The organism is Desulfonatronovibrio hydrogenovorans DSM 9292, from assembly GCF_000686525.1.
GTDB lineage: Bacteria > Desulfobacterota > Desulfovibrionia > Desulfovibrionales > Desulfonatronovibrionaceae > Desulfonatronovibrio > Desulfonatronovibrio hydrogenovorans.
The window spans coordinates 171,180-189,696 of record NZ_JMKT01000008.1 but is presented as its reverse complement, the minus strand read 5'-3'; the positions used below and the strand labels follow the sequence as shown (position 1 = coordinate 189,696).

The 18,517-nt window shown below is 52.6% G+C and carries 19 protein-coding genes; 3 read left to right on the top strand and 16 right to left on the bottom strand.

Annotated features, from left to right (window positions below; genetic code table 11):
- Positions 1–49: 49 nt before the first annotated feature.
- On the top strand, positions 50–1,261 hold the full coding sequence (locus P771_RS0102135) for an FprA family A-type flavoprotein (protein WP_028573835.1): 1,212 nt from the start codon (positions 50–52) through the stop codon (positions 1,259–1,261).
- 111 nt (positions 1,262–1,372) lie between these two features.
- Positions 1,373–2,047 carry a DVU0298 family protein gene (locus tag P771_RS16165; RefSeq protein WP_051617050.1) on the top strand — a complete coding sequence of 225 codons (675 nt, stop codon included), beginning with the start codon at positions 1,373–1,375 and terminating at the stop codon, positions 2,045–2,047.
- Here the strand turns inward: P771_RS16165 and P771_RS0102125 are convergent.
- Both P771_RS0102125 and P771_RS16160 read right to left on the bottom strand, forming a co-directional pair.
- Positions 2,022–3,155 (bottom strand): metallophosphoesterase, encoded by a 1,134-nt coding sequence (locus tag P771_RS0102125; protein ID WP_028573834.1) that lies wholly within the window; start codon positions 3,153–3,155, stop codon positions 2,022–2,024. The genes P771_RS16165 and P771_RS0102125 overlap by 26 nt on opposite strands.
- Positions 3,156–3,271: 116 nt before the next feature.
- Complete coding sequence (locus P771_RS16160) at positions 3,272–5,071, bottom strand: histone deacetylase family protein (protein WP_084301597.1); 1,800 nt, start codon at positions 5,069–5,071, stop codon at positions 3,272–3,274.
- Between the two features lie 151 nt (positions 5,072–5,222).
- On the opposite strand from P771_RS16160, the gene P771_RS0102115 reads away from it, so the two are divergent.
- Positions 5,223–6,095, top strand: a complete 873-nt coding sequence (locus tag P771_RS0102115; RefSeq protein WP_028573833.1) for a hypothetical protein — start codon at positions 5,223–5,225, stop codon at positions 6,093–6,095.
- Positions 6,096–6,143: 48 nt separating this feature from the next.
- On the opposite strand, the gene P771_RS0102110 is transcribed toward P771_RS0102115, so the two are convergent.
- The 14 genes from P771_RS0102110 to rplS form a co-directional block, all read right to left on the bottom strand.
- Positions 6,144–6,443, bottom strand: a complete 300-nt coding sequence (locus P771_RS0102110; protein WP_028573832.1) for a hypothetical protein — start codon at positions 6,441–6,443, stop codon at positions 6,144–6,146.
- A gap of 134 nt (positions 6,444–6,577) precedes the next feature.
- The gene (gene acs / locus P771_RS0102105; protein WP_028573831.1) at positions 6,578–8,497 is read right to left on the bottom strand and encodes an acetate--CoA ligase; all 1,920 of its coding nucleotides are present in this window, start codon (positions 8,495–8,497) and stop codon (positions 6,578–6,580) included.
- A 193-nt stretch (positions 8,498–8,690) separates the two neighbouring features.
- Complete coding sequence (locus tag P771_RS0102100) at positions 8,691–9,554, bottom strand: LytR/AlgR family response regulator transcription factor (protein WP_028573830.1); 864 nt, start codon at positions 9,552–9,554, stop codon at positions 8,691–8,693.
- A gap of 175 nt (positions 9,555–9,729) precedes the next feature.
- Positions 9,730–10,014 (bottom strand): amphi-Trp domain-containing protein, encoded by a 285-nt coding sequence (locus tag P771_RS0102095; protein WP_028573829.1) that lies wholly within the window; start codon positions 10,012–10,014, stop codon positions 9,730–9,732.
- Positions 10,015–10,115: 101 nt separating this feature from the next.
- Positions 10,116–11,639 carry an MlaD family protein gene (locus P771_RS0102090; RefSeq protein ID WP_028573828.1) on the bottom strand — a complete coding sequence of 508 codons (1,524 nt, stop codon included), beginning with the start codon at positions 11,637–11,639 and terminating at the stop codon, positions 10,116–10,118.
- Positions 11,640–11,761: 122 nt separating this feature from the next.
- Positions 11,762–12,526, bottom strand: coding sequence for an ABC transporter ATP-binding protein (locus P771_RS0102085; protein WP_150112111.1), 765 nt, complete (start codon positions 12,524–12,526; stop codon positions 11,762–11,764).
- Positions 12,527–12,628: 102 nt separating this feature from the next.
- Positions 12,629–13,399, bottom strand: a complete 771-nt coding sequence (locus P771_RS0102080; RefSeq protein ID WP_028573826.1) for an MlaE family ABC transporter permease — start codon at positions 13,397–13,399, stop codon at positions 12,629–12,631.
- 46 nt (positions 13,400–13,445) lie between these two features.
- A complete protein-coding gene (ptsP, locus tag P771_RS0102075) occupies positions 13,446–15,212 on the bottom strand; it encodes a phosphoenolpyruvate--protein phosphotransferase (protein ID WP_028573825.1) in 1,767 nt (588 codons plus the stop codon).
- Positions 15,213–15,494, bottom strand: coding sequence for an HPr family phosphocarrier protein (locus tag P771_RS0102070; RefSeq protein WP_244147279.1), 282 nt, complete (start codon positions 15,492–15,494; stop codon positions 15,213–15,215). It abuts the gene before it with no gap.
- 54 nt (positions 15,495–15,548) lie between these two features.
- Positions 15,549–16,310, bottom strand: a complete 762-nt coding sequence (locus P771_RS0102065; protein ID WP_028573823.1) for a PTS system mannose/fructose/sorbose family transporter subunit IID — start codon at positions 16,308–16,310, stop codon at positions 15,549–15,551.
- Complete coding sequence (gene rsmI, locus P771_RS0102060) at positions 16,310–17,155, bottom strand: 16S rRNA (cytidine(1402)-2'-O)-methyltransferase (RefSeq protein ID WP_028573822.1); 846 nt, start codon at positions 17,153–17,155, stop codon at positions 16,310–16,312. Before rsmI ends, P771_RS0102065 begins: the two co-directional genes overlap by 1 nt.
- Positions 17,091–17,489, bottom strand: a complete 399-nt coding sequence (locus P771_RS0102055) for a YraN family protein (RefSeq protein WP_028573821.1) — start codon at positions 17,487–17,489, stop codon at positions 17,091–17,093. The genes rsmI and P771_RS0102055 overlap by 65 nt, the downstream gene beginning before the upstream one ends.
- Positions 17,471–18,091, bottom strand: a complete 621-nt coding sequence (gene rnhB, locus P771_RS0102050) for a ribonuclease HII (RefSeq protein ID WP_028573820.1) — start codon at positions 18,089–18,091, stop codon at positions 17,471–17,473. Before rnhB ends, P771_RS0102055 begins: the two co-directional genes overlap by 19 nt.
- Before the next feature lie 55 nt (positions 18,092–18,146).
- Positions 18,147–18,506, bottom strand: a complete 360-nt coding sequence (gene rplS / locus P771_RS0102045) for a 50S ribosomal protein L19 (protein ID WP_028573819.1) — start codon at positions 18,504–18,506, stop codon at positions 18,147–18,149.
- Positions 18,507–18,517: the final 11 nt, after the last annotated feature.

Genomic DNA, 18,517 nt, shown 5'->3' with positions numbered 1-18,517 from the left:
CAGGACAGGCCCCTCAAAGGGGCCTGCCCAGACCAATTCCGGAGTAATTATGGCAGTAGTTGAAATTAAAAAGAATGTATACTGGGTGGGGGCCGTGGACTGGAATATCAAAAATTTCCACGGCTATTCTCTGGCCAGAAGGGGAACCACCTATAACGCCTTTCTGGTCCTGGACGACAAAGTAACCCTCTTTGACACGGTTCCGGAAAAATTCAGGCTGGACCTCTATCACCAGATTCACAAGCTGATCAAACCGTCTGATATTGACTATCTTGTGGTCAACCATGTGGAGCTGGACCATTCCGGAGCCCTTCCCTTTATGGTGGAGAAGTGCTCTCCTGAAAAGATATTCTGCTCTCCCATGGGAGAAAAGTCCCTGCTCAGCCACTTTCACAGGCCGGACTGGCCTGTTCAGGTGGTCAAGGACGGTGACTCCATCTCTCTGGGCCAGACAAATGTCCAGTTCATGGAAGCCAGAATGCTTCACTGGCCAGATACCATGTTCTCCTATATTCCGGAGCACAAGCTCCTTATTTCCAGCGACGCCTTTGGCCAGAACATAGCCACAACCCGTTTGTTTGACGACCAGAATGACCTCAGCCTGCTCCTGTCCGAGGCCAGACATTACTATACAAATATTATTCTTCCCTTTTCCGGCTTTGTGCAGAAAGCCCTGGCCAGGGTCAGGGAATCAGGCCTGGAAATTGACATGATCGCACCGGATCACGGAATTGTCTGGCGGTCTCATGTTCCTGAAATTCTAAAGGCTTATGATGACTTTTCCAGTCAGAGAATCAGGGAAAAAGCGGTCCTGGTCTTTGATACCATGTGGCACAGTTCGGAAAAGATGCTCAAGGCCCTGGGAGATGCCCTGGTTGAGGAAGGCCTGGAAATCAATTTCATGTCCCTGAAAAAATTCCACCACAGTGACGTGATGGGTGAATTCTCAGACGCTGCAGCCCTTATATGCGCCTCTCCCACCCATAATAACGGCATGCTTCCATTGATGGCTAATTTTTTGACCTACATGAAGGGGCTCAAGCCCAAAGGCCGGATCGGGGCTGCCCTGGGGTCCTTTGGATGGAGCGGCGAAGCACCCAAAGCCATGGCGGACATACTGGAAACAGCCGGCTTTGATGTCCCGGTTCCTCCTCTGAAGGTCCAGAACGTTCCTACTCATGAGGATCTGGCCAGGTGCAGAGAGATGGGTAAAACTCTGGCCAGAAGCATCAAAGAGAAAGTCGCTGGACAGAAGCACTGACAGCATTCCTGCTACCTGTGCAGGACCTGGACCAGGATTAATCCCGGCCCAGGTCCTGCCTGATTATTCTCATTTCAAAGATCTGGTGGAAGCTGCTGCAGAGAAATCACCATGAAAAAGCTGAAAAGTGAAATCCTGGCCATCCTGGCCCGGGAAGACATCACCCAGGGCCTGACCAGACTGGACCGGTTCAATCCCAGGTCAGTCCTTTCACCTGTATTTTCCGCCCTCTTAAATCCGGACCGGCAGACCAGGTGGCACGCCGTAACTGCCATGGGACACGTGGTGGCCAGGATAGCTGACCAGGACATGGAACAGGCCAGGATGGTCATGCGCCGGCTCATGTGGTCTCTGAATGATGAATCCGGGGGAATCGGCTGGGGCGCGGCCCAGTGCATGGGAGAAATAATGGCTGTCCAGCAGGATCTGGCTCAGGAATACCATCCCATACTTTTTTCCTATCTGGTGGAACGATCAGACGGAGCAGACAACTATCTGGAACTCCTGTCCCTGCGTAGGGGGGCTTTCTGGGGTCTGGCCAGATTTGCCCAGGGAATGCCCGGTCTTGCGGCCAAAGGGCTGGGAAACGCCTTAACCGCCCTGGAAAAGCATGATGATCTGTTTACCCTGGTCTGTTTGTGTCTCTTTTTTGACCTGACTGGAAATCCATCCGGGCTTCTGCAGGAAAAATTGAGATCCGTACAGGCCGAATCCCTGACTTTCTACTGGGACAGAAAACTGCTCAAGACCAGGGCTGAAGTCATCTGTACCCTGCCTGGTTCCTAGCCAGGATATCCACCACCACAATTTCCGCCGGGGCCAGAACCCTTATGGGAGGCCCCCAGCTTCCGGCCCCGCTGGTCACAATAAGCCTTGTCCCGGAATTTTGATATAACCCGTAAACATGGTCAAACTGCAGCCTGACAAAATATCTGAAAGGAAATATCTGTCCATTATGGGTATGTCCGGCCAGATGCAGATCTACTCCGGCCCGGGCTGCGTGTTCAACCCCCCAGGGCCGGTGGCTTATCAGCAGGTTGAACCTGTCCGGCCGGATATCCTTCAGCAGCTTCCGGGTTGTTTCCTCCTGATGCTCCCTGGGACTTGGATAGGGAGTAGGATCAGTCACTCCGATAAGGGTCAGGTTGATTGATTCCAGATCTTTTTTCCGGTCATCCAGGACTGCTATCTCCGACTGCCTGAACAGGGCCAGGGACTTATCCAGGCCGGGATAAAACTCGTGATTGCCCAGCACTCCGAATTTGCCCAGAGGCGCAGTCAGGCCCTTGAGCTGCAGAGCTTCGTCCTCCAGCCACTCCAGGTGGTCATTGACCAGGTCTCCTCCAAAGATTATCAGATCGGCATCCTGGTGCTCCAGGAGCTGAATCAGCTCTCCCAGGCGTCTGGAGGACTTCTGAACTCCGAGATGAAGATCAGACAAAAAGACCAGCCTGATGTCCCTGGTTATTTTTTCTGATTCAAACTGGTGCTTGACCACCTGGACCGGTTTTGAAGCCTCATAAAATCCGTAGCCGACAATGGCCAGGGCAAGGATGACGATGGACATGCCGGTAAATGATGCCGCTCTGGGCCAGGATGAGCCTATGAATGGCCGAAGAACTGTCTTCAGCAGAAATACGCTCAGCTGGAGAAAAAAAAGATAAAAGATCACTCCCAGCCAGGTAAAGGTGAACTGCCAGAAGGAATACACCAGGATCTTGGGCCATGAAACAGGGATCAGGTGAGCCAGAACAGGGCTCAGGGCAAGCAGCACACAGACGGCATACCCGGTTGCTGCCACCCTGGAGCCAGGTTTCAGCTGAACGCAGAACCTGGACCATACAAAGACGTGCATGGCCAGGTAGATGGTAAAAAAGGCTAGAAAAAAAAGCATCCTACAATATCCCTTTTAGAAATGGCTTTACCCGCTCATGGACAACGCCCGCATCAAAGCCGGTGAGCATTCTGTCCTGGCAAGAACCCATGGGAGATCAACCTCCAGAAAATATACTAGGGAAGCCTGCCAGGTACATCAAGACCCCTGGATGCAGAAACTTTATCCTTAGTGCCCGCTGGCTGCGGCAGACTCCCGGTCAAGCCCTGGAAAAAAGCAGCTGCATTTACGCCCAGGGAACGGACCCTGTATCCTCCTTCCTGGACCACCAGGACAGGAAGGCCGGTGGAGGCTATCATCCGTCCGTTAAGAGCAAAATCTTCAGCCTTCAGGGACCAGGTTCCAGTAGGATCTCCCTTGGCCGGATCAAGCCCAAGGCAAACCACCAGGAAAAGGGGTTTGAACCGGTTGATCTTTTTCAGGGCTTTTTCCAGGACCAGCCTGAATTTTTTCCCATCCAGACTTTCAGGCAAAGGATAGTTCACATTAAACCCGGCTCCTGGACCCTCTCCTTTTTCCTTGGAATAACCACTGAAATAGGGATAGGCAAACCTTGGATGGCCATGCATGGATATGGTCAGCACATCTGGCCGACTGTAAAATATATCCTGGGTCCCGTTGCCGTGGTGATAATCCAGATCGATGACTGCCACTTTTCCTAGTTTACTCAGGTAGTTGGCAGCAACTGCAGCTGAATTGAAGTAGCAGAACCCCCCAAAGACTTTCCTCTCGGCATGGTGTCCCGGCGGCCTGACCAGAGAGTAACTGAGCCGGTATCCCTTGAGCAGACATGCTGCAGCAGTCAGAGTGGCATCCACAGCTCTCCTGGCGGCAAGGTAGGCATTGCTGTTGATGGGGGTGAAGGTGTCTATGCAGAAATATCCCGCCCTGACCGGGAGGTCCCTGGGAGGCCTTGCTGCATTGCGGACCGGAAAGACGTACGGATAAACCGATTTACCAGGTTTAAGTCCGGCACAGACCCTTTTCAGATAATTCGCCAGTTTCTGGTCGTGGACCTCCAGGATATGCTTTTCAGAAAAACGGGAAATCCTGACCCGTTCAAACAGCCCGGTCCTGTCCAGCTGATTCAGGATAGCTGAGATTCTGACCGGTGCTTCCACATATCCCCTTTCATGGATATGGTGAATATCATGCCGGTCATTGACACACAGGGCTATCACCTTGTCCGGATACATGGGCCTGGCCGGTTTTTCACGGCTCTTCTTCACGTATTTGAAATCCCTCAGCCTGACTGGATCATCCTGGAAGGAGTCCACCACCATGTCAATATATCCGGGCGGGCACTTGTGGCTGTACCTGCGTTCCAGGATAGCCCTGACCATGACCCTGGCCTCTTTCCGGCTCAGGGGGCTGTCCTGATCCAGATGGTCAAAGACCAGAAACGGCGGGCAGTCATCCGTTGGCTTGAGCGGGGTTTCATAGGCGGTTCCTGACACCGGTCTGGCCCCAAAGCGTTCGTAAAATCTCAGTCTGGCCCGGTTCTGGGCCAGGATGTCCTTGTCCTGGCAAAGGTCCGGTTCATCTGGCAGACACTCAAAAAAAAGCCCTCTGACCCCAAGGGATTTGGCCTCGTCCCTGACCCGCTGGTAAAGAGCCCCTCCAATACCTGATCCGGTCCTGTTTCCGGCTGCAGATATATAGTCCAGGTAACAGAAATCAAGGTCAGTTGCGTGCATGAGCAGGGCAAAGCCTCTTAAATTCCAGGACTGATCTTCTCCAGCAAACAAAATGCTCCTGAACCGATGTTTAAGAGGGTCCCTGAGCTGGGACGGCAGCAGAGCGATATCCTTTGCAGCCATCTGGGGAAACTGTTCTTTGAGGATCTGTCTGGCCTGATCAATCACTTCCCGGTCCCTGCCCAGGGAGTCATCGTATATCCTGCGAATCCGAAACATATGTTTCTGCCTCCTGTCCTAAAAACTGATCCGGTCCAAACAGGGCTCATCAGTTGAATTTGCTTTTTTTCCTGGCCTGGATCAGAATGGCCTCCATGAGACATCCGATCCGGCTCTGCTGCCAACACGCCTGTTTAAATTGATTAGCCTGATGAAATCAAGAAGACTTTTCATAGCCTTCCTCTTGCTTGCCCTGCTGGCCGGGGCAGGACTGGGACTTGCCTGGATCATCCTGGAAAAACGGCTGGAAAACCGGGTCAGGGCATTCCTGAACGACAACCCCAGGATGAAGGTGGAATACACCGCCATCAGGGCCAACCCTTTTCTTAAGAGAATCACTTTTGACCAGCCCAGGGTTGACTGGCCAGGAGGAGTGGAGATGCAGGCCGGGACAATAATTCTCCAGGACCTGAAACTGAAAGATTCGCGGCCTGTCAGCATGACCGTCAGGATCCAGGATCTCAATCTGGACAATCTGCTTCAGAACGTAAAAACCGCTGAAAGAATCAGACTTTCAGGCTCTGATCTGTCCCGGGTCCAAGCAGGATTCCGGTATGCATATCGCCTGGAAGAAAGCCTGCTGAAGATTGAACAGCTGACCCTGAAAAAAGAAGAACTGGGCCTGTTTTGTGCTGATGCAGTCCTGGCCAACATCAATCCGGCCTATCTGGTAAGCACTGACAACCCCCTTTTACTGGGGGCAGCCATTCTGGGAGTCAGGATAGTCAGCCTCCGGGCTGGTTATGAAGATTACGGAATGGTGCACAGACTGATTCAGATGGAATACCCGGAGCAAAGAGATCAGGACGGGGTGCAGAAAAGTTGGTCCGGGCTGTCGAATCAGGCTGGAACCGATCCGACCGCACTCTTCTGGAACAGGCAAAAACCCCTGACCTTGATGGTCAATCCGGACCAGCCGGTCACCATCTCAGCCGTACTTGGGGCCTCAACCTCTGGAAGGGTTTCTGAACTTCTGAATATTGATCTGGAGAACTCAGGGCCTGATTTCTGCCTGCCAAATTAGCCCCGGGCCTCTCAACCTGCTGAACTTTTTTGCAAAAACATGGACCGGTCAGGTCATGTCCTTCATTCCGGCAAAGAATGATTCTGGATCAAAGGCATCCCCATGCTCCCTGGCAAACCTGTCCAGGGCAGGAAAAAACCCATCCCATTCCTTGACTTCATCCACCTTTTTCCGGTCCAGATAAAACTTGAAGGTTGTATCTGCCGGACACCTGGTCATGGCGATCTCAACAGTCCCGGCAGGGGTCCGGTCTGCCCAGAAAGCAGTATAAGTACTGTCGTCTCCTTCAGACTTCCTGTACTTCTGAAAAAAGCTCTCCAAAATGTCCCTGATTTCCTTCCTGTCCATGCTTCCCCCCGGTTTCGGATCAGACTCGGAACCTGGTTTCCGGTATCAGACCCGGTTGACACTCTGGAATGGAAAAGCCCGGGACTTGCGCACCGGGCTTTTCTGACCTTCCAGTATAGATACTGCCCCAGAACTTAATCTTCCAGAGTGGAAGTGTCTCCAACCTCCTCACCCAGTTCCTGGGCCTTGAGCACTCGGCGCATAATCTTACCGCTCCTGGTCTTGGGCAGCTTGTCCCTGAACTCAATACTCTTGACCACGGCCACCGGCCCCAGCTCCTTGCGCACATGGGTCTTGAGGATCTTGATCAGCTCATCAGTATCATCGATTTCAACGTCAGCGCTCAGAGTGACAAAAGCCTTGGCCACCTCACCCTTGATTTTATCGGGAATACCAATGACAGCGGCTTCAGCCACTGACTTATGAGAGACAAGGGCGCTTTCAAGCTCAGAAGTGCCCACCCTGTGCCCGGCAATGTTCAGGACATCGTCTGAACGGCCCTGAATCCAGAAGTATCCGTCCTCATCTTTGCGGGCCACGTCACCGGCCAGGTAGTAACCGGGAAATTTTTCCCAGTAGGTCTGTTTGTACCGTTCCGGATCCTTGTAAAGGGTCCGAAGCATGGAGGGCCAGGGCCTTTTAATGACCAGGTAGCCTCCTTTGCCTGGGGGAACAGGCTTTCCTTCTTCGTCCAGCACCTCGGCTTCAATGCCGGGCAGGGGCTTGGTAACTGATCCGGGTTTGAGCAGGGAAATGGGCAGGGGGCTGATCATAAAGGAACCGGTCTCAGTCTGCCACCAGGTATCCATGACCGGACATTCCGACCGGCCGATGTTCTTGTAGAACCACATCCAGGCCTCGGGATTGATGGGTTCACCCACTGTTCCCAGCAGCCTCAGGGTAGACAGGTCATGCTGCTTTGGGTACTGGGCCCCAAAACGCATCAGCATCCTGATCAGGGTCGGAGCTGTATAAAAAATATTCACCCCGTATCTGGCCACAATATGCCACAGACGGTCTGCCTGGGGATACAGGGGATGACCCTCGAACATAATGGTGGTGGTTCCGGCCATCAAGGGACCATAAATGACGTAGCTGTGGCCCGTGATCCAGCCGGCATCAGCCGTACACCAGAAAATATCCGTGGGCTTGATGTCAAAGACCCAGTTCAAAGAGCGGTGAACCCCGACCATATACCCGCCATGGGTGTGGACTATGCCTTTGGGTTTACCTGTAGTGCCTGAGCTGTACAGCAGAAAAAGCATGTCTTCAGAATCCATGACCTCGGTCTCGGAAACCGGACTCTCCTTGCGGACCAGGTCTTCATACCAGATATCGCGCATCTCGGTCATCTCGATTTCCACATTGGCCCGGTGAACCACCACAACCGTGTCTACGCAGTCACATCCGCCTACAAGGGCCTCATCAACAATGCCCTTGAGGTTGATCACCCGGCCGTTGCGGTAAAAACCATCCGCTGTAATCACCAGCTTGGCCTGGGCGTCATCAATGCGATCCCTGAGGGCCTTGGCCGAAAAACCGGCAAAAACCATGCTGTGCACTGCTCCCACCTTGGCCACGGCCAGAAGGGCAATCATGGTTTCCGGCAAAGGAGGCATGTAAAGGATGACCCTGTCCCCTTTTTTAATACCCAGGGACCTGAGGGCATTGGCAAATTTATTAACAGCCCGGTACAGCTCATAATAGGTCATTTTCTTGGAGTCGCCGGGTTCTCCTTCCCAGATGAGGGCCAGCTTGTTCTTATTGGCCGTCTCAATATGCCGGTCCAGGGCATTGTAGACTATATTGCACTTGGCACCGGTGAACCATTTGTAAAACGGGGCTTCAGAGTCATCCAGGACCTTGTCCCATTTCTTGAACCAGTCCAGTTCTCTGGCTGCCTCTTCCCAGTAGTCCAGGTAATCGTCCCTGGTCTTTTTCATCACCTCGGAATATTCCTGGGGATTGATGTTGGCTTCGATGACCATCTGGGGAAGCGGACGAAATACCCTTTCTTCCTGAAGCAGGGAATCAAGTGCTCCTTTGCCTTCCATAAAAATCCTCCTTTGTCCCGGCAGCTGCTGCCCGGCGCTCTATCTTTTGATCAGTTGAAGTCTGCTGTGAATATACCGGTCTAGTCAGTACATTTGGAAATCAATGGTATATTTAATTCAATTCAAATAAAACGGGATCTTTAATCGGCTAAAGGCCATTCCATCTGGTTGAACGGTGGGAAAGAAGCTCCTGCTAAAGACCCAGGATCTGCTTCAGCTCACTGATCCTTCTCCGGCTGATGGGCAGCTCGATCTTCTTGCGTCCGGCCGTCCTGAGCATGAAGTTGCTGCCAGGCAATGACGCTATTTCCGTAACCATCTCCAGGTTGACCAGGTATTTGCGGTGGACCCGGAAAAACCCATGCCTGTTGAGCCGCTCTTCCAGGTTCTTGAGCCGGTAGGATGTCAGGAATTTCTCCTGTGAGGTATGCACAAAACTGTAGTCCTCGTAAGCCTCCACAAAAACGATCTGGTTATAGGGAACCAGGATCATCTTTCCATCCAGGTTGATGGGCAGCTTTTCAATTTCCAGACGGGAACCGCGGTTCACATCCCAGGCCTGCCTGAGGGCGGTCAGAAACGAATCCTCGTCTACATCAGCCAGGTTCAGCTGAACGGTTTCCTCTTCCAGATCTTCCTGAAGACTGGAGTTGTCGGGCTTATCCCGGTCCACGATCCTGGTCTGACTGGAAAACCTGTGCAGCCTTTCAATGGTCTTAGCCACCCTGGAACTGGAAAAAGGCCAGACCAGATAGTCAGTGGCTCCCACTTCAAAGGCCTTGTAGGCCAGGGACTCGTCATCAGCGACAAACACGATGTTGGGTCTTTTTTTCCTCTGATTCAGGATCTGGGCCAGTTCCACACCGTCCACCCCGCTGGGAAGGTTGATCCCCAGGAAAAATACATCATAGGAAATGTTTTCCAGAAGCTCCAGGGCTTCAAAGGAAGTCATGGCCTCGCCAAGGACCTTGACCCTGCTTTCTTTGCTGAGAAACTCCCTCAGCCGGGTGGTCACCTCCCGCTCAGGATGAATGATTAGGGCTTTTAAAAAAGACATGATCTAGACCTGTGCTGTCCCGACATAGTGGTTTTCAAACTTTCTAACGTCCCTCAGGATGGAATGTTTTGTAACCCGATTCCAGATGAATTGACAAGCCGCAGTTTGCTATAAGGAAGAACCAGCAGGACCTGGACGGCCCTGCTGGTTTCTGGCAGGAAGATAATCTGAAGACCTAGCCGATGCTTACCGATCCCGGCTGGGCTGGTTGACCGTCTTCGCCTTCGATCCACTCAAGCTCAATCTCCAGGGACTTTTTCAGGGTGGATTTTCCGGTTTTGGTTTCCTCTTCCACCTTGATCTCCAGAGTCAGGGAACCTGGGACATTCAGTCCGATCTTTTCCTGTCCCCTGGACAGCTCTATCCGGCCTGATTCCACCTTGTCCGCAATGGTCCTCAGGATTGAGGCAACCTCTGAAGCCTGTTTTTTTTCCTCGCTTTTAAACAGAACTTTTTCCATTCTGCACCTCCTGGTTTGACTTTTGTTAACCGGCCATGAACCATGGCAGTGGGAAAAAACATGCTGTCCATTTTACCGGTCCAGCTGCAGCCTGAGGGATTTTAATCTCCGGCAGGCAGAGGGACTGATGAAAACAGGTACTTCAGGTCTTCATCGGTCATGTAAAACCCGAGCCCTCCGAAAAAGGACCGGTTCTTGCTGGTTCTGCTGATAAAATCATCATACCCGGCAGTAAGATAGAAGTTATTTAAGAAATAAAGGTTGGCTGCTGCCTTTAGGTGGGCCCGGTCGTCTTCGTTACCCAGGTCAAAGGCATCAAAGGAAAACTTGAGCCGGTCATCCCAGAGGAAATAATCCAGTCCCACCCCGCCGGTGGACTCAATGATCCCTCCGCGCAGGATGAAGTCGTTCCACCTCTTGGCCAGCTGGGCAGAAAACTTAAGCCGGTTTTTGTACGTTTTTTGTTCGTATTCCCTGGTGCTTCCCAAGTATTCCCCGTCCTTCCACCTCCTGGTTACAGTATCAGTGGTTCTGGTCCTGCCTTTGGGATCGTCTATCAGAGACAGCAGATAAAATTTATCCTCAGCCGGCTGCAGGGTCAGGGTCAGGTAGGACTTGGTATCACCGGACCGGAACATGTACTCAGTATGAAAATCCACTATGGTCTGGAACCGGTCATATTTATCCAGAAACTGGTTGATTCCGTCCAGGGCGTCGTCGATCTTCTGGCCGGTGGTGTCATCGCTGATCAGCCTGCCCAGAGTTCCCTGACCTTCGTCAATCTTTCTGGTCAGACTTTCCAGGGAAGCCACGGTCTGCCGCATGTCCTCGCTCATCTGCCGATCCTGGAGCAGGGTGGACACCGGCCCCTCACCATGCTCGGCTGTGCTCAGGATGCTGCTCATCTGGGCCAGGGCTGTATTCAGGTCTCTGGATGCAGATTCGAAGTTGTCCACGATATGCTTTATGCCCTGCTTGTTGCTGTGGCTGACATCAGCCAGATCTGCCGAGAAACTCTGAAGATTGGACACGATCATTTCAATGCCTTTGGTATTGGCCTGGACCAGCTGATTGAGGTTTTCGGAAAACTCGCGCAGATTGGCAAACATATCGCGCATCCCTTCCTCACCCTCAGGACCGCCCAGAACATGAGCCACACTCCTGGAAACCTGGCGCAGGTCATCAGCAATATCCCCGACCTTGGCCATGACTTGGTCAAGGTCAGTGGGCTGAATACTGTCAGCAATACTGCCTTTGTCGCCCAGCCTGGCCATATGGGAGCTGCCAGGGCTGATCTCCACAAATTTGTCCCCGAGAACTCCCCTGGTCCTGATGGTGGCTCTGGAATCGGAATAGATATTCACTCCCGGTCTGATGGCCATGCCTACCCGGGCCAGATTATTTTCCAGAACGATTTCATGAACCACACCCACGTCAATTCCGGCAATTTCCACTGGTGAGTTGGTCTTGAGTCCTGACACGTTGTCAAAATAGGCATAAATGGTATACATGTCCCTGGTCACCATCTGTCCCTTGGTGATCCTGGTGGTCATGTAGGCCAGAAGGATAATTGCGATGAAGACAAAAATGCCAACTTTTACTTCAACTCCGATTTTTTGAGACATGACGGTTTCTCTGACAAAACGGTTTTAATTTATGCAGCCCTTCCATGACCCAGAAGGCAGGACCGGCCTTTAAAACAGACCGGTTCAACTAACCCGGTCTCAGCCTGCTCACGGCTTGAAGCTCAGTTGACCTTGATGGGTCCTGTGGCTTCTCCCCGGATGAACTGCCTTACCACAGGATCATCCCACTGCCGGATCTCTTCAGGAGAACCATCAGCAATGATCTTGCCGTTATACAGCATGTAAATATGATCAGCAATCTTCATGGTCGCATCAATGTCGTGGCTGATGACTACGCAGGTGGCATTGAACTCCTGCCGGGTCCGGACGATAAGTTCGTTGATGGCTGCGGCCATCACCGGGTCCAGTCCGGAAGTGGGTTCGTCAAACAGCACGATCTCAGGGTCCATGGCCAGGGCCCTGGCCAGCCCCACCCTTTTGCGCATGCCTCCGGAAAGTTCCGAGGGCATCTTGTAGCCCATGCCGGCCAGTCCCACTGAGGAAAGCTTGGTTTCCACGATCTCCATGATTTCGCTGTGGCTTTTCTTAGTGTGCTCCTGAAGGGGAAAGGCCACGTTTTCAGCCACGGTCAGCGAGTCAAACAGGGCTGCCTCCTGAAACAGCATCCCAAATCCGCGCCTTATCCTGGATATCTCCCGCTCACTCATGGGCGCAATATCTTCGCCTTTAATCAGGACCTGGCCCCGGTCAGGCTTTAACAGGCCGATGATATGCTTGATAAGGACGCTTTTCCCTCCCCCGCTCCGGCCGATGATTATATTGACCCTGTCTTTTTCCAGGCCCAGGTCCAGGTCATCAAGAACCAGATGGTTGCCAAAGGACTTGCTGACCTTTTTCAGCTCGATTATTTTCTTCAGACTGTTCATTTTTCAGACTGTACTTATTTTTGAAAAATTTCAATCCCGCATCAGCCCCCATTCCGGACAGCACACCCTAACCAGTAGCTGCTGACCCTCAGCCGGGGCTGGCTAAAACATGAGCGCGGTCAGAATGTAGTCGCTCACCAGGATCAGGACCGAGGACATGACCACAGCCTGAGTGGTTGAACGGCCCACGCCTTCAGCCCCGCCCCTGGTGTAAAACCCCTTGTAGCAGCTCACAAGGGTCAGGATCACCCCAAAGGCCGAGGCCTTGACCAGCCCGTTGTATACATCCCCCAGCTCCACAAATTCGTAAATCTTGTTCATAAAAAGGCCGCCGTGGATACCCAGGACCTTCACCCCCACCAGGTATCCCCCCAGAATGCCCATGACATCGCTTATGACCGTCAAAAGGGGCAGGACAATGAAACCGGCCAGGACCCTGGGCAGAACCAGGTACTGGACCGGATTGATGGCCATTACAGTCAGAGCATCCACCTGCTCAGTCACCCTCATGGTCCCGATCTCGGCGCAGATGGCCGATCCGGCCCGGCCTGTGACCATGAGTCCGGTGATGACCGGACCCAGTTCCCGGGTCATGGAAAGGGCCACTGTAGCACCCACCAGGGTTTCAGCAGAAAACATGCGAAAGGCATAGTAGGTCTGAAGGGCCAGGACCATGCCGGTAAAAAGGGAGGTGAGCATGACCACGAACAGAGAATTCACCCCGATGAATTCCATCTGTTTGAAAAAGTGTCTGATCCTGAACGGGGGACGAAACAGCCAGTACAGAGCCTCAATAAAAAGAAGCATTATCTGGCCCATCTCCCTCATCAGGTCCAGAGTGCTTCTGCCCATGTAAGCAAAAATGCCTTTCATTGTCCCTCGAATAACGGTTTATAGAGAGTCAGGCAGCCCGACCAGACTATTCTTCAATCAGAGACGTATAAAACATGAGTTCTTCGGGAAAACGGGTAAAGATCATTTCCCTGACCAGTCTGTTGCTCTCCTGTACATCCTTGCTTTCCAGCACCCTTTTGAGCAGCTCTTTGCACTCATCCATGGTGGCCTGGCGGACAATTCTCTTGATGCCCGGAATGGCCTGGGGATTAAGGCTGATGGAATCTATCTGCATGCCCATGAGAATGGGGACGCAATACGGATCAGAGGCAACTTCACCGCACAGGCTGACCTCAATACCCGCCTCATGCCCGGCATCCACAACGTGTTTGATGCTTCTCAGGATGGCCGGATGCAGGGGCTGATAAAGATAGGAAACGTGCTTGTTGGTCCGGTCAATGCCCAGAGAGTACTGAATAAGATCATTGGTTCCAATGCTGAAAAAGTCCACTTCCCTGGCCAGGAGGTCAGCCACCAGCACTGCACTGGGCAGCTCAACCATTATACCCATGGGCATGGTGGGATCAAAGTCTACCTTCCCGGCTTTGAGTTCGCTGCGCACGCTGTGATACATCTTCTTGACCTCCAGCAGCTCCTGCATGCCGGAAATCATGGGAAACATGATGGATATATTCCCGGCAGCACTGGCCCTGAGGATGGCCCTGAGCTGCATCTTGAAAAGCCCGGGGTGTCTGCGGCAGAACCTGATGGCTCTTAACCCCAGTGCAGGATTGGCTTCTCTTATCGGTCCGAACTGGGAGGCGATCTTGTCCGCTCCCAGATCCAGGGTCCTGATGACCAGTTTATGCGGATAAATGATGGAGGCCAGGTCCCTGTATTCTTCGAAAAGCTCCTCTTCAGTTGGCAGATCGTCCCGGTTCAGAAAGCTGTATTCGGTCCGGTAAAGCCCGATTCCTTCACCCCCGTTGTCAATGACGGCTGCAACCTCCTCAAACAGCTCAATATTGGCGAACACCTGAATTTTATAGCCGTCAATGGTTTCAGCAGGCAGGTGGCAGTTTCTGTTGACCTGGGACTGATACTCTTCAAACTGGTATTTAAGTTCAGTATAGTGGGCCAGTTCATCTTCCCCTGGTTCCACAATTATTTTTCCATTGAACCCGTCCAGGATGACGAACTGTCCATGCCGAAGCTCATTCAGCCCTTCCACTCCCACTATGGCCGGAATCTGCAGGGACCTGGCTATAATCCCGGCATGAGAGGTCTTTCCCCCTGAAATCGTGGCAAAGGCCATTATCTTGTCCAGCTGCAGCTCGATGGTGTCGGCCGGGGAAAGATCCGGGGCCAGAAGGATCATCCGCTGGGTGAATGTCCCGGGATCTGCAGGACTGCCGTGAAGCTGGCTGCGGACTCGATCAGCCACCAGTCTGACATCCTGGATCCTTTCCCGGATGTATTCGTCTTCGATTCTGCTGAAGGCCTTTTCTATGTCTGAAACCGCCTTTTCCAGAGCCCATTCAGCATTGATCATGTCCTTGCGGATATAATCTCCAGCAGCATTCTGAAACTTCCGGTCCTTGAGAAGCATGATGTGAGAATCAATTATGGCGGCCTGCTCCTTGAGTTCCCTGGGGATCTTTTTCCGGATCTTCTCAAGGTCGTTCAAGGCCAGGCTGAAGGCCTCCCTGAGACGGTTTTTTTCCTCAGGAACATGCCCCTTGTCGATGTCCATGCGGATGGTGGAGGTATTTTCTCCCCGGTTCAGGTAATATGTCTTGCCGATGGCTATGCCGGCAGAAACAGGAATGCCCTTGAGTATCTCTTTGGCCATCTATCCCTTTTCCTCAAACCTTCCCATTATGAGCCTCCTGATATGCCGGACAGCATCCTGGGCATCGCTTCCCCTGGCCAGGATCCTCAAGGTGCTTCCATTGGGTGCCGCCAGGGTCAGAATGTCCAGAATGCTCTTGGCGTCAACCTCTCGGCCATCAAAGCCAAGCCATATATCCGAGGAAAATTTCTGGGCCTCCCTGGCCAGAAGGGCTGCAGGCCTGGCGTGAAGCCCGAACTCACTGTCAAGGCTCACCAGTATTTCCTGATTGTTTTCATCCACCTTAATATTCCTGATCAGAATCTTCCAGGTATAAGTTCCTGTCCCGGCAGCACCCTATGGGCCCAGCTCTTCCAGCCACAGAAAAAGATCGGGCATTACAAGACTGAGGGCCAGGACGGACAGGAGCAGAATTCCCCTGACCCACCTGAGATTTTTATAGGCATACGCCAGAACAATACATGCAATAGATACAGTGACAAAGTTGTACAAATGCCAGTTAAAGGGCCAAATGACAAGCCAAAATGCCGGGACAAGCAGGGCATTGATCACCTTGAGTCTGCCGCCCCAGTTGATCAGGTCCCATTTTTTGAGATTATTGATAAAAACCAGGCCCTGGGTCAGACCCTTGTGAAAAACAAAGAGCTTGAAGAACTGCAGAGCTGCAAACAGGGCCAGTCCAAGTCCCAGGGCCCAGGAGTTAAGCCCCAGAAACATAAGAATGATGGTCACCATGGACCAGGTGACGAGAAGGCTGCCACTGAAAAAGGAATCACCTATGGCCGACAGAGTGAAGACCAGGGTGGATTTAACCTTGGGCAGGGTTCGGGCAGGAAAGAGATTCCTGGATATCTTGCTTTCCAGAAACAGAAAAAGTCCCACCAGCAGGGGGTTCCAGAAAGGATGTGTATTATAGAACCTTAAATGTCTGCGCCTGGCCTTCTGCAGTTTCAGGGGATCAGGATAAAGCTCCCTGAGTCCCGGGTCCATGGCATAGGCCAGTCCGATATTCTGCATGCCTCTGGTATTGCAGGCGCTGCCGGTCAGATAGGAGCGCAGAAAACAGAGGATCAGGGCTTTCAGACTGATTCTGGACATTAATTATCGCCCCTGACCACCAGGTCATAGATTTCTTTCGAGGTCCACCCTGAGGTTCCGGCCTGGACAAGCCCGACCAGCTTTCTGGGCCTGTGCCCCCTGTCCCGGTATTCACGGATAAGCTCCAGCACCCTGGCCGGATCTGTTCTGGATGGCTCCCTGTCCGGCGGTCCGAGAACAATGGTTATCTCCCCCAGCAGATCCTGGCTGCTGACCTCTGTACTGCCCAGCACCCCAAAAATAAACTCTTCAAATTTTTTGGTCAACTCTCTGGCCAGGCAGAATTCCCTGGGGCCAAGCACCCTGCAGGCCACCTCCAGACAGGAGGAAACTCTGTTCTTGCGTTCAAAAAAAACCAGGGTAGTGGGAACATCCTTCCATCTGGTGAACAGGGCCTCCAGCTCTCCCTTTTTCCTGGGCACAAAACCAAGAAAGCTGAATGGATAAGGGGCGATTCCAGAGGCCATCAGGGCTGTCACAGGGGCACAGGGACCCGGCACAGGAATCACCGGCAGGCCCTTTTTCCTGAAAGCCCTGACCAGCCTGTAGCCCGGATCAGCCATCAACGGAGTCCCTGCGTCGCTGATCAGACAGCAGTCCATTCCCTGGTCCACGTTTTTGACCACCTGGCTGATCCGCTGATCCTCGTTATGTTCGTGCAGACTTAAGAGACGTTTTCCGGAAATGTCCAGCCCCTGAAGCAGGCGACCGGCCCTTCTGGTGTCTTCCGCCAGAATAACTTCAGCCTTCTTCAGGACAGACACTGCTCTGGATGAGATGTCACCAAGGTTGCCAAGGGGTGTTGCCACCACCCATAAGGCTGAATTCAATGGCGTTTTTGACATGATTTATTCTGATTTCAGATCCTGCGGTCACAGAAATAAAATCAAACCTGCACTGCTTTGCCCACTGGCCGGTACTGCACAGGTAGTGGCTGGCGGTTCGCAGAAGCTTCAATCTCTGACTGTAGCCCAGGGCCTCGTCTGCGTGTCCCGGGCTGTCCTGGGACCTGGTCTTGACCTCAACAAAAATAATCGTTTTTCCCCGGGTACAGATGATATCCAGCTCACCCTGCCGGCAGCGCCAGTTCCGCTCCAGGACCTGGTATCCTTTTTCTGAAAGATACGAACCAGCCACCTCTTCCCCGAACCTGCCCAGACTTATCCTTTGGTCAGCCACAGCATCTTCTCCCGGGTGACCACCCTGACACCCTTGAAGGTCATCCGGTGCACAGGGCTGGGCCCAAGGCTTTTGATGGCCCGGAGATGCTCCCTGGTTCCATAGCCCTTGTGTCCGGCAAATCCATAGCCCGGATACTTCTTTTCAAGACTGACCATTAATCCATCCCTGAAGGTCTTGGCAAGTATTGAAGCCGCTGAGATGGACGGCACAAGGCTGTCTCCGCCGGGAATTGTTTTCTGAGGTATTTCTAAAGGAATTTTCTGATTCCCGTCCACCAGGATCTGATCGGGAATGATTTTCAGGCCTTTTACTGCCCTGGCCATGGCCTTCAGAGTAGCCTGAAGGATATTGATCTGATCAATTTCAGAAGGCCAGGACAGTCCTATGGACCACGCCCTTGCCTGTCTCTTGACCTGGTCAGCCAGCAGGCTTCTTTTGCCCGAAGAAAGTTTCTTGGAATCGTCCAGCCCTGAAACAGGGCAGGGAAAAGGAAGGATCACTGCAGCAGCCACAACAGGTCCGGCCAGGCAACCCCGGCCGGCCTCGTCTACGCCTGCTGCTGAGTCAAGTTTGCTTAAATAAAAGCGACCAGCATCCACTTAAACATACATGGAGACCAGGCTGAGAATCCTGGTTCCTGTCCTGCTGCCGGAACTAATTGGGCCGATCCCAGTTGGTTTTGGTCTTGATGCGGCTGGCCTTGCCCCTGAGCTTTCGCAGGTAGAAAATCCGGCCCTGTCTGACCTTGCCTTCACTGACCACTTCAATTCGTTCGATAAACGGGGAGTTCATGGGAAAAACCCTTTCCACTCCAATGCCGTCGGATATCTTCCTGACCACAAAGGTGGAGTTGGTGGTTCCACGCTTCACCCTGAGGACTGTACCCTGGAAAACCTGGATCCTTTCTTTTTCACCCTCAATTATCCGGACGTGCACTTTAACAGTGTCCCCGGCCTTGAACCAGGGAATATCCATTCTAATCTGTTCTCTTTCGATCTTCTGCAGCATGTTCATTTTCATATCTC